This is a genomic window from Pseudobutyrivibrio sp. ACV-2 (assembly GCF_900107545.1).
In the GTDB taxonomy this organism is placed as follows: domain Bacteria; phylum Bacillota; class Clostridia; order Lachnospirales; family Lachnospiraceae; genus Pseudobutyrivibrio.
In genome coordinates this window covers 18,682-31,518 of the sequence record NZ_FNQZ01000011.1, presented here as the reverse complement: position 1 = coordinate 31,518, position 12,837 = coordinate 18,682, and the positions used below count along the sequence as shown (strand labels likewise).

9 protein-coding genes are annotated in these 12,837 nt (G+C 40.5%); all 9 read left to right on the top strand.

Annotated elements, in window-relative coordinates; translation table 11 throughout:
- Positions 1-40 precede the first annotated feature (40 nt).
- The 9 genes from BLV53_RS11875 (at position 41) to BLV53_RS11835 (ending at position 12,779) form a co-directional block, all read left to right on the top strand.
- Positions 41-625, top strand: a complete 585-nt coding sequence (locus BLV53_RS11875) for a manganese efflux pump (RefSeq protein WP_090301131.1) — start codon at positions 41-43, stop codon at positions 623-625.
- 38 nt (positions 626-663) lie between these two features.
- Positions 664-1,869 carry a hypothetical protein gene (locus BLV53_RS11870; protein WP_090301129.1) on the top strand — a complete coding sequence of 402 codons (1,206 nt, stop codon included), beginning with the start codon at positions 664-666 and terminating at the stop codon, positions 1,867-1,869.
- Between the two features lie 62 nt (positions 1,870-1,931).
- On the top strand, positions 1,932-3,545 hold the full coding sequence (asp1, locus tag BLV53_RS11865; protein ID WP_090301127.1) for an accessory Sec system protein Asp1: 1,614 nt from the start codon (positions 1,932-1,934) through the stop codon (positions 3,543-3,545).
- Positions 3,546-3,980 (top strand): accessory Sec system protein Asp3, encoded by a 435-nt coding sequence (asp3, locus tag BLV53_RS11860; protein ID WP_090301125.1) that lies wholly within the window; start codon positions 3,546-3,548, stop codon positions 3,978-3,980.
- Positions 3,980-6,328 carry an accessory Sec system translocase SecA2 gene (gene secA2, locus BLV53_RS11855; RefSeq protein ID WP_090301122.1) on the top strand — a complete coding sequence of 783 codons (2,349 nt, stop codon included), beginning with the start codon at positions 3,980-3,982 and terminating at the stop codon, positions 6,326-6,328. Before asp3 ends, secA2 begins: the two co-directional genes overlap by 1 nt.
- A gap of 149 nt (positions 6,329-6,477) precedes the next feature.
- Positions 6,478-7,971: an accessory Sec system glycosyltransferase GtfA gene (gene gtfA / locus BLV53_RS11850; protein WP_090301120.1), complete on the top strand. Its 1,494-nt coding sequence runs from the start codon at positions 6,478-6,480 to the stop codon at positions 7,969-7,971.
- A complete protein-coding gene (gene gtfB, locus BLV53_RS11845; protein WP_090301118.1) occupies positions 7,944-9,299 on the top strand; it encodes an accessory Sec system glycosylation chaperone GtfB in 1,356 nt (451 codons plus the stop codon). The genes gtfA and gtfB overlap by 28 nt, the downstream gene beginning before the upstream one ends.
- A gap of 198 nt (positions 9,300-9,497) precedes the next feature.
- Positions 9,498-12,137 carry a pyruvate, phosphate dikinase gene (gene ppdK / locus BLV53_RS11840; RefSeq protein WP_090301116.1) on the top strand — a complete coding sequence of 880 codons (2,640 nt, stop codon included), beginning with the start codon at positions 9,498-9,500 and terminating at the stop codon, positions 12,135-12,137.
- Positions 12,138-12,443: 306 nt separating this feature from the next.
- On the top strand, positions 12,444-12,779 hold the full coding sequence (locus tag BLV53_RS11835; protein WP_090301114.1) for a helix-turn-helix transcriptional regulator: 336 nt from the start codon (positions 12,444-12,446) through the stop codon (positions 12,777-12,779).
- Positions 12,780-12,837 lie beyond the last annotated feature (58 nt).

Below are 12,837 nucleotides of genomic sequence, written 5' to 3'. Positions count from 1 at the left end.
AAATATTATTCGAGTTTATTTGATTGGAGTATAATTATATATGAGTTTGATAGAGAACCTGCTTATTATAGCAGGAATTTTATTGGATGTATTTGCCGCAATGGAGATACAGGGGGCTATGGTGGCTCACATCAGAAAAAGGACCCTTGTCATTGCCTGTTCAGTTGTGGCAATAATTGAGTTGACTTTTTATTTTGCAGGCTACGCTGGTTGTCGAGCCCTTCTGAGTCAGGGATATTTTGATGATCCCCTTTTCTATGGAGAGGAGATTACAGCCATTGTTCTTGCAGCCCTAGGCGTTAGGCTTGTGGTTAAAGCCATCAAGCGAGAGTTTATACAGGAGCATCTCAAGGAATCCTTAAAGGTATTTGAATATGCCAGAATGATAGTTATGTCCAGCATTTATACAGCTATAGCAGGTCTTACCTGTGCGCTGGTGGGAGTTACGATTTGGCATCTGATTATCATAATAGTTGTGATATCCATAGTGATGGTTGTTCTTGGTTTATACACAGGACTTCACTTTGGTTTTGAAAATAAAACCATTGCCTACGTTGCAGGTGCTTTGCTACTTTGGGCAGTCAGCCTTGAAATGCTTTTGCATAGGATACTTAATATTATTTAATGTTACTATGTTGGTACTAAATATTTTGGGGACTGAGTTTGAAAAAACATTTTTTTCCTAAGACGTTAGTTCAAAAGCTGATTTATACACTGTTTATCATGGCAGCATATTTAGTTGGTAGAGAGCTGCCTCTTTTCGGTGTGGATTTAGCAGCCTATGACGCTTTTAGGGACAAGTCCGCAGATTTAATAATGCAAACAATCGGAGGAGATAGATACAAGACAAGCTTGCTTGCTCTTGGTATATCTCCTTTTATGTTTTCTACTCTTATTATTCAAATGTTAGTTTCTGTCAAAAACGCTGACAGCAAATCTAAAACATCTCCTAAAAAAGTTACATGGGCCACTTTGCAACTCATGTTTGTCTGGGCCGCTGTTCAGGCCTATTTCACCACACAATCTACTCTATACATATACGACGGTGGCGTAGAGCTTATTATTGCAAAAATTGTTTCAGGCGTGGAAATGGTCACAGGAGCCTTTGTGATACTGTGGCTTGCCACCAGAAATGGCAAATATGGCGTGGGGGGACAGACCGTTTTAATCTATGTAAATATACTGGATAGTATCGTAAATACGGTAAGAACCGTAGAATTTGAAGAGCTGAAAATAATAGGTATGGTTTCCATATTGGCGCTTTTATTCACTATCATCTTTGAGAACAGTGAATATAGAATTCCTATGCAAAGAATTTCTATTCACAGTATTTATTCCGATAAAAATTATATTCCCATAAAGCTTAATCCTATTGGTATGATGCCTGTAATGTTTTCATCAGCTTTTTTTATGGTTCCCACTTATATATGCACACTTCTTACAATACTTTTCCCAGATAATGCCAGTTTTGCATGGGCAAAAGAAAATATGGACACAGCACATCCACTTGGTATCACAGTGTATGTGGCAGTGCTTTATGTAATTACAATTGTTTTTTCTTTTATTTTTATCAGTCCAAAAAATCTGGCTGAAAGTCTGCAAAAAAGTGGAGACAGTATTACAGGCTTAAAGGCAGGAAGAAGAACCAGAGCCTTCATAGCTCATAGAATACTTGTAATAAGCATTTTTTCTGCCACCTTTATGAGTATATTTATAGGATTACCTTTATATCTTTCACTAATTGGCTTCGTGCCTGCATCGGTAATGAGTCTGCCATCTATCTTGATTGCCATGGCCAGTATTAATTGCAATCTCTACAGAGAGTTTAGGGCAGTGAGAGATTATGACGCATACATACCTTTTATTTAAAGCAGGTCCATTGCCGTAGGCAAGTTGCAGGGGCAGGCTTTCCCGTAAAATGAGGTGCATATATGTTTTATTTCATTCCTGCATGGTATCAACAGAATAAATGGAAGGAGCTGGAGCAAAGCTGGCACACCAGACGTATGCATACTGAATTCGACGATACGGTTAAACAGGTGCAGATGTTTCATAGAAGCGGACAGCGTGATTTTAAAATTCTGCTGTTAAGTTATACTCCAAACTTTAGACATTTCCTTCACAGACAGGGTGTGTTCCATGCCCCTTATTGGTCATGTTTTGATGCAATCCAGGAGGTGAAAAGAAAAAAGGCTGAGGTTTTCTCTTTTCACAATTTAAGCTGGCCGGAGGATATTGAATTCGTATATACCCCGTTTGTAGTTGTGGGATATTTGCATGGTCAAAAGTATGCCCAGATAGAATTTGGTGAAGCGGGAAACCCAATTGAGGTAGCCATGTATTCAAATGGGCTTATCATTCGAAAAAATATTTATGATGACAGAGGCTTTGTATCAGCTACAGAGGTTTATACAAATGGGCAACTGTCTTATACAGATTATCTTACAGAGGATGGTGCTACAAAGCTTAGGTTGTACGCTGAGAATGGTAATGTTGAAATAAATCCTAAGTCAAATACATTTTATGTGATAGATGATGGTGAGCCTGTCAGAAGAACTTTTGCTCATCTGAGGTACGATAATATTGGTGAAGTAATTCGTGAAGTTTTGTATTCTCATATTTTGGCAAATGACAATGAAGAAGATATTTTTTGTATTGCAGTACATGATAAAAATATCTATGCAATGGAAGAATGTATAGGAAGAAAAAAATGTATTTTATCTTTCTATGGCGATAGATACAGAATAAAGGATCATCCAGAAAAAAAAGATTTAATCAAAAAAGCCAGCTATATCATTACTGATGCGGAGGCGACCTCCAGATATTTGATTCGTGAAATGGAAACAGATATAGAAAACATTATCGATATTTCACCATATGATTCCAGAATGGATTTTGGCATTAGTGGCGAGCTGACAGTTCAAAAGATACTGGTGCCTGTGGACGGACTTCCAGTGGAAAGATTTGAAGCGCTGATGATTCAGTTGGCAAGTTATCTTCCACAAAATGAAAATGCCATGATTCACATCTTTACCAGAAATGCCACCTACAATATTGAGGAGATGCTTCTAAATCGAATAGCAGACATTTTGGAAAATGCCGGTTTTGACAGAAGAATTGTAATTCCTGAGGTGATAGATGATGACACCGAGGAAAACGCCAAGGAAATGGATGAAGATATAGAGGAAATACCTGTAAGATTTTTTGTGGAGCAATGCGTGGATGAGCTTTCTGTGAGCAAATGTATCCGTGAACAAAGAATCATGGTGGATATGAGACATAATCCTGATTTATATCTGCAGATTAACTGTATCAGCTCGGCTATTCCCCAGATTATCAGGCGCGAGACTCAGTATATGCAGAATATGTATAACGGCTTTGTTGTGACAGAATTTGATCATATTCCACCCGCTTTGGATTATTTCTTAGGCTCCCTTGCCAACTGGAATCAGGCCAAGGTTTATTCCTATGAGATAGCACAAAGATTTACCACCCGAAAGCTTTTGGAAAAATGGAAGATGGTTAGAGCCACCCTGGAGAATTAAATGGTTAATGCAAGTTGGACGATTTACTGGAACGAATATAGTGCTGACACCTACCTATACGGTTCGGAAATAGAGTATAGGGCAAGGAATGATGTGCATTTTAAAAATACACTGATGCCACCTGGAACGGTTATTAAGCAGTGGCATTCCCTGACCAATTATCAGGCTCAGAGGATTGAGCCTACGCTCCCAATGATAGATGGAGAAAGCAGATACCGAATCAAAATCAATGTGGAAACTCCCGATAAAACTGGATGTCTGATACGTCTTGTTTTTCTTGATAGATATGAGCGTGAGGCTGGGGATTTTACCATAAGAGGCGATGAAGCAGAATTTTCCTGCCCACTTAAAACCTATAGCTATAAGATGCAGCTTATAAATGCAGGAATGAAGGAATTTACTTTTCACTCAGTTGTTATTGAAGAAATAGAATAATGGAAATTAAAAAGACCAAGGGAATCGTAAAGAAACTTTATAAGGAGCTCAAAAAGGTAAAGGCCTATAAAGAGGAAATGGCGGCACTTTCTGATGAAAGCTTAAAGGCGAAAACAGCAGAGTTTAGGTATCGATTTGAGAATGGGGAGGATTTGGACAAAATGCTTCCTGAGGCTTTTGCGGCCATGTGCGAGGCTGACAAAAGAGTCCTTGGAATGTTTCCTTTTGATGTGCAGATATTGGCGGGCATTGCCATGCATCATGGATATCTGGCAGAAATGAACACAGGCGAGGGCAAGACACTTACTGCTACTTGCCCTATGTATCTGAATGGTCTCACAGGAAAAGGTGCTATTCTTGTGACAAACAATGAATACCTGGCACTGCGTGATGCAGAGGAGATGGGGCCGGCCTATAGATTTATGGGGCTGACAATTGCAGCAGGTGTTAAGAGAGATGCCGATGATAAATTTGAAAATGATGAAAAGAAGGAAATATATGCATCTGACATAGTTTATACCACTCATTCTGCATTGGGCTTCGATTACCTAATCAACAATCTGGTAAAGTCTGCCAAAGACAGATTTATGCGCGAATTTTATTTCATAATCATCGATGAGGCAGATTCGGTACTACTTGACAGTGCAAGTACTCCGCTTGTAATTTCTGGAGCTCCTCGTGTTCAGTCAAATTTATATGAGATGGCAGATTTCTTTATCCATACCCTAAAGGAGGATGAAGATTATGAAATTGAGGAGAAAAATGTCTGGTTCACAGAAAAGGGACTTGAATATGCAGAAAGCTATTTTGGAATAGATAATATTTTTGATCCGAAATATTTTGAGATATACAGACATCTTGTGCTGGCGCTTCGTGCAAACAAGATTATAGAAAAGGGTACAGAATATATGATTTCTGAGTCTGGAGAGGTGGCTCTTATAGATGCCAGCTCTGGTCGAATGCTAAAGGGAGTTAAGCTGCGCGGTGGACAGCATCAGGCACTGGAGTGTAAGGAAAAGGTGGCGATTACCCAGGAGAACCGCTCCATGGCATCCATCACCTACCAGAATTTTTTTTCAATGTTTCCTAAAATGGCTGGCATGAGCGGAACTATTTACGATGCCAAGGATGAGCTGTATGACGTATATGGTAAGCGGGTTGTGGTGATACCTACCAACAATCCTATTCAGCGAGTGGATTGTCCTGACTGGTATTTTAGCGATTCAAAAAAGCAGTTTGATGCAGCTATAAAGCTGGCTATCAAAAAGCATGACACAGGACAGCCGGTGCTTATAGTGACCACAATGATTGCGGATACGGAAATCCTTTCTCACTTACTTGTAAAGGAAGGTCTGGCGCATTCTGTACTAAATGCCAACAATGCCTTTTGGGAAGCAGATATTATAAAAGAGGCAGGTCAGATGGGCGCCATTACTGTGGCTACATCTATGGCAGGGCGAGGCACTGATATAAAGCTTGGCGCCGGAGTCAAGGAGCTTGGAGGACTTGCTGTAATAGGGGTAGGGCGAATGCTAAACATTCGTGATGAACGCCAGGCAAGGGGACGTGCCGGACGCCAGGGAGACCCAGGTTATAGCAGGTTTATCGTTTCTTTAGAGGATGATATCGTCGAAAAGGGAACTGACCCGGAGAAGCTAAAAAAATACATAGACGGTGAAAAACGTATAAGCGATAGGAAAATAAAGAAAATAGTAAATGGCGCACAGAAAATAAACGAGGAGACAGGCGTCACAAACAGAAAAAATGCAAAGGATTATGATGTGGTGCTGCAGCTTGAAAGAAAGCTTATCTATGAAACCAGAGATATGCTTTTAGATGGTGGAACAGTTGCCTGGAACAAACTTATTGATATTGCCATGGAAAATACCGATGGATTTTTAAAGGAGCATCATAATCTGACCTTGCCGGAGTTTAACAGATATATTTTGGATAATATTTCCTACAAAATGGAACGGAATATGTCCTCAATAAATCTGGCAAACAAATCCAGAGTAAAGGCCTATATCAAAAGTAGGGTAGAACAATCCCTCAACGAAAAACTAGAGCAAATCGGCTCTGAAAAGGGCATGAATGATTTTATCAGAGTATCAGCTCTATCCGCCATCGACGAAGCCTGGATAGAGCAGGTTGATTATCTGCAACAGCTCCAGGGGGCAGTCTCCGGCAGAAGCTCAGCCCAGCGAAATCTGATTTTTGAATACCAAGGGGAGGCTCTTGAGTCCTTCAGAAAAATGGAAAGTCAGATAAAGCGGAATATCATCAGAAATGTATTGCTAAGCGAAGTTAGTTTGGATAAGAAAAATAAATTAAGGATAATATTGCCATGATGAATGCCTTCCCCTTGAGGGAAGAGATAATGCTTTAGCGTTATCTGCCACCCCGGCGAGGGGGAAGGTGGCCGAAGGCCGGATGAGGTGTCGTACCTAATGAATTTATTTAACTCTCCATTTATTATTTATAACCGAGGTATCCAAAAATGATCTACAACTACAACATAGGCATAGGCTGGGCATCCTCAGGTGTTGAGTATGCCCAAAGCTACAGAGCTAAAGTCCTAAGAAATATAAATAAGCCAGCTAAATTCATATTTACAGATATGTTTCCAAGAGACAATCTGATTGATATGACTAGAAACATAGGCTTTAAGGATGAAGAAATAATCTGGCTTTATACCTTCTTTACAGATTACTCACCAGAGCCTGTTACTTATACCCTTGATGATTTAAAGCAGTCTGTAACCAAGCCCTTTACCTTTGACAGGGAGGGCAAAACAGGTCGGATGGTATTTAGGGGTAATAACAATTATTTTAAAATCTACTTCGTAAATGCGAATCAGGATTTTGTCCACAGGGTAGAGATGGTATCAGAAGGTTGTCTGATTCGTAAGGATTATTTCATGAGTGGCCGCATATTTACCGAATACTATGCACCACTTGATGGAAAGGCCCATCTGTATCAAAGACGCTTTTTTAATCACGATGGCAGTGTGGCCTATGAAGAAATCATAGATGACGATGTGGTTATGTATAAATTTAAAGATAAGCTTATATGCTCCAAGGAAGAGCTGATTGGCTACATGACTTCAAAGCTATCTCTTACTGACCAGGATATCATCATTATAGACAGAGCTACAGGCCAGGCACAAAGCATTTTGGAAAATGCAGGCGCAGCCAGGGTTGGCGTTGTTATCCATGCAGACCATTTTAGCGAAGGAGCTACGAATGATGACAATATTCTTTGGAATAATTATTACGAATATACCTTTTCAATGAACAGGCATATTGATTTTTATATCACTGCCACAGAAAAACAGCGCACTTTACTTATAGAGCAGTTCGAGAAATATCTAAATGTTAGTCCTAACGTATATACGATACCAGTCGGCAGCCTTTCAAAACTAAGAAAGCCTGAGGCTCAAAGAAAAAAGCATTCCTTCATCACAGCTTCAAGGCTTGCCACAGAAAAGCATGTGGACTGGCTGGTTGCAGCAGTGGTTGAAGCTCACAAGGACGTGCCTGATATTACACTTGATATATACGGTAAAGGTGGTGCTGAAAACGACTTAAGGACGCAGATAGAAAAACTAAATGCCACGACCTATATACGATTAATGGGGCAACAGGATTTACGAGAGATATACAAAAAATACGAGGCATATTTATCAGCCTCCACAAGTGAGGGCTTTGGGCTGACTCTTATGGAGGCAATCGGCTCGGGGCTTCCAATCATAGGATTTGATGTCAGATACGGAAACCAGACCTTCATTGACGAAGGGAAAAACGGATACAAGCTCCCGTATGCTACAGGAATGGAACGAGGTCGCAGACAAGGAAAAATGGTGGAGGCAATCAAGAGGCTTTGCTTAGAGGATGACATGGATGCCATGAGCAGATATTCCTACAAAAAAGCCGAAAAATATCTTGCCAGTGAGGTAGAGAAAAAATGGAAAGACCTGGTGGAAATGAAGTAATTTTATTATTTGACTATTTTAACAGGGGAAGTCTTGACCTTTTTGACTCCTTTAAAAATACTGACATTCCCTTTAAGGCTGTAGTTATCAACGATGAAGGATTTTTGCCAGATGGGATTATTAATGTTTTTGAGTATTTTTTAGGAGATTTCAAGTCTAGTGATAAATGCCAGGGCAGGCCACTGTATTTCAACCAGATAGTGGTTCCAGATTTTTGGGAAATCAGTGCAAATAACACCAGCGGAAGCATCCATGACAAGGAAAGAGAGCGGGGCAGAATATTTTTTTCAAAGCCCACACACAGACGTTATGTAAAGGTGGTGGACTACCTGGATGAGTATGGATTTGTCCGCTGCTCAGAGCATTACAATAAATACGGTGCCATGTACGCTCGTACAACCTTCAACAAGGATGGGAAAAAGTTTAATAAATCCTATTTCGACGTAGAAGGATGTGAAGTAATAGTCGAAAATTTTGTAACCTCAGATATTATTTTAAATTATCAGGACAAAATCCTTAGGTTTAAAAACCGTGTGGAGTTTGTATGCTACTTTATTAGGCTCATGGGCTGGGAGGCCAATCCATTATATTTCAATTCATTATCCATACCATTTTTTGTTTCAAACATCCTTAGACCGGCAGCTGATTGCAAAAAGGATATTTTATTCTGGCAGGAGCCGACAGGAGATAGTATTCCAGGCAACATGACAGTTATTTTTCAGGATAAAGCAACTCGCTGCAGCAAAGTAGTTGTTCAAAATCATCCATCATATTTAAAGCTTTGTGAGCTTAATGCACCGCAGGATAAGCTTAAGGAACTGGGCTTTATCTACAGCTTTAAAAAGCAAAATAGAGCAAGACCTGAGGCTTTGATTTGCACTAATAGTGAAAATGTGGAAAAGCTTAGGGAGATAGTGGAGGCAGTTCCTGAAATAAAATTCCATGTGACAGCTTTGACCGAAATGTCAGGAAAACTGCTTGCCCATGAAAAATATGAAAATGTGATTATGTATCCAAACATAAAGGCTGCTACCTTGGATAGACTTTTCATGCAATGCGATTTTTATTTGGATATTAATCATGAAGGTGAAATTGTAGAGGCTACAAGAACAGCATTTATTCATAATCAGCTTATTTTAGGTTTCAAAGAAACACTGCATGGAGCAGAGTACATGTCAGCTGAAAATATTTTCAAGATAGATAACTATATGGAGCTGATAAGGAAACTAAAGGATATGCTAGGTGACAAAAAATTACTTGAAGCTGCTGTTATAAGTCAGCAAAAGGCCGGACTTACGGCATCGAAGGAAGATTATATTTTTAATTAGACACAATTTATGGAAAACTTATATTGGCGATGGTGATTTATGTGAAAAATTGCACAAAAATTACCATCGTTTTTTTGTAGTAATTACAACCCCATATTGTTTGAATATGTGTACAATTTGTGTTTAAATGATTAAGTACTCTCTCAACCCCGAAATGCAGAGGGTACGAGAATAATGTTTTTTTAGGAGGATTTTGTAATGGCTAACAAATGGGTGTATATGTTTAGCGAAGGTGACATGACAATGCGCAACCTTCTCGGCGGAAAGGGAGCAAACCTTGCAGAAATGACAAGTATTGGTCTTCCAGTTCCACAGGGTTTCACAATTACAACTGAGGCTTGTACTCAGTATTATGAGGATGGTCGTAAGATTAACGACGAAATCATGGCTCAGGCTATGGAAGGTGTTAAGAAGATGGAAGAGATCAACGGCAAAAAGTTCGGTGACCTCAAGAATCCACTCCTCGTTTCAGTTCGTTCAGGTGCTCGTGCATCTATGCCAGGTATGATGGATACAATCCTTAACCTTGGTCTTAATGATGAAGTAGTTGCAGCTATGATCGCTGGTAACCCAGATCCAGCTTTCGAGCGTTTCGTATATGATTCATACAGAAGATTTATTCAGATGTTCTCTGATGTTGTTATGGAAGTTGGTAAGAAGTACTTCGAACAGCTCATTGATCAGATGAAGGAAAAGAAGGGTGTTAAGTTTGACGTAGACCTTACTGCAGCAGACCTTAAGGAACTTGCAGAGCAGTTCAAGGCAGAGTACAAGAATCAGCTTGGTTCAGACTTCCCTTCAGATCCAGTAGAGCAGTTAAAGCTCGCTATTGAAGCAGTATTCCGTTCATGGGATAACCCACGCGCAAACGTTTATCGTAGAGATAACGATATCCCTTATTCATGGGGTACTGCAGTTAACGTAATGCCTATGGTATTCGGTAACTTAAATAATGAGTCTGGTACTGGTGTTGCATTTACTCGTGACCCAGCTACAGGCGAGAACAAGCTTATGGGTGAGTTCCTTGTTAATGCACAGGGCGAGGACGTAGTTGCTGGTGTTCGTACACCAATGCCAATCGCTGAGATGGAGCAGCAGTTCCCAGAAGCATACGCAGAGTTCATTAAGGTATGTGATACTCTTGAGAATCACTACCATGATATGCAGGATATGGAGTTCACAGTAGAGAACAAGAAGCTTTACATGCTCCAGTGCCGTAACGGTAAGAGAACAGCTCCAGCTGCTCTTAAGATTGCTTGCGACCTTGTTGATGAGGGACACAAGACACCAGAAGAAGCTGTAGCAATGATCGACCCACGTAACCTTGATACACTTCTTCACCCACAGTTCGAGGCAGCTGCTCTTAAGGCTGCAACACCTCTTGGAAAGGGTCTTGGCGCTTCTCCAGGTGCTGCTTGCGGTAAGGTTGTATTTACAGCTGATGATGCAGAAGCTTGGGCTGCTAGAGGAGAAAAGGTAGTTCTTGTACGTCTTGAGACATCTCCAGAAGATATCACAGGTATGAAGGCTGCTCAGGGTATCCTTACAGTTCGTGGTGGTATGACATCACACGCTGCCGTTGTTGCTCGTGGTATGGGTACATGCTGTGTATCTGGTTGCGGCGACATCGCTATGGATGAGGAAAACAAGAAGTTCACTCTTGCAGGCACTACATTTACAGAGGGTTCTGAAATTTCTATCGATGGTACAACAGGTAACATCTACGCTGGTATCATCCCAACAGTTGATGCTACAATCGCTGGTGAGTTCGGTCGTGTAATGGCTTGGGCTGACGAGTTCAGAACACTTAAGGTTCGTACAAATGCAGATACTCCTGCTGATGCTAAGAAGGCTAGAGAGCTTGGTGCAGAAGGTATCGGTCTTTGCCGTACAGAGCACATGTTCTTCGAGGCTGACAGAATCGCTGCATTCCGTGAGATGATTTGCTCAGATACAGAGGAAGAGAGAGAAGTTGCTCTTGATAAGATTCTTCCTTACCAGCAGGGAGACTTCAAGGCTCTTTACGAAGCACTTGAGGGATGCCCAGTTACAATCAGATTCCTTGATCCACCTCTTCACGAATTCGTTCCTACAGAGGATGCTGATATCGAGAAGCTTGCAAAGGCTAAGAATAAGTCAGTAGAAGAAATCAGAAACATCTGCGAGTCACTCCACGAGTTCAACCCAATGATGGGTCACAGAGGATGCCGTCTTGCAGTTACATATCCTTCAATTGCTAAGATGCAGACAAAGGCTGTTATCCGTGCAGCACTTGAAGTACAGAAGGCTCATCCAGATTGGAATGTTAAGCCTGAAATCATGATCCCACTTGTATGTGAGGTTAAGGAGCTTAAGTATGTTAAGGACGTTGTTGTAGAGACAGCTGATGCTGAAATCGCTGCAGCAGGCGCTACACTTGAATACGAAGTTGGTACAATGATCGAGATTCCACGTGCAGCTCTTACAGCTGATGAAATCGCTAAGGAAGCTGACTTCTTCTGCTTCGGTACAAACGACCTTACACAGATGACATTTGGTTTCTCTCGTGATGATGCTGGTAAGTTCTTAAATGCTTACTATGACACAAAGATCTTCGAGAACGATCCATTTGCTAAGCTTGACCAGACAGGTGTTGGTAAGCTTATGGAGACAGCTATCAAACTTGGTAAGCCAGTAAATCCAAACCTTCACGTAGGTATCTGCGGTGAGCACGGTGGAGACCCATCTTCAGTAGAGTTCTGCCACAAGATTGGTCTTGACTATGTATCATGCTCTCCATTCAGAGTACCAATCGCTAGACTTGCAGCAGCACAGGCTGCTATCGCCGAGAAGCACTAATAAAAAACGAGATTTTTTAGGTCTTCAAAATGAGTTTTAGAACTCGATTTTTCCTTGATTTTCAGGGGAGAAGAAAGATTTTGAAACTCCCAGAAGCCTTGAATTTAAAGCGTTTACAGTATAGAGAGTCTTCGGACTCTCTATATTTTTTGCCTAAAAAAGTGTCGTAGCTGACAGTCCTATTTTTGAAGTTCCATGCTTTCAAAATAGGGCTTTTATTTTTAAAATTTATTCAAAATAGGACATAAAATATAAGGTGATTTTTTCAAAACCGGAGGATTTCTTCCGGTTGAAGGAGGTTTTGGTATGGGACGATTTACAGCAAATAAACTTAAAAAAGTAAGAGAGGAAAGAGGATATTCTCAAAGCGAAGCAGCTAAATACATGCACATCTCAGATAGAACTTTGAGAGCAATTGAGGCGAATGAGCGTCAGGTCACTACAGATGAGATTATTCAGTTTTCCAGAATCTATCGAGTAGATGTCAGGGAACTTCTATTAGAAGAATACGTAGAGCAGTCTGAAGAACAGATTCTATTTAATAGGTATATTTCGTTATATCGTCTCTTTGATCAGTTGGGTGATAAAGATAAGGAAGATGTGGCCTGGGTTTTGAAGCAAAGAATAGCGGGACTAATATAGATTTGATATTTCATGAAGACCAAGGATTTTGTATAATTAAAGGCAGTGAAATTTACAA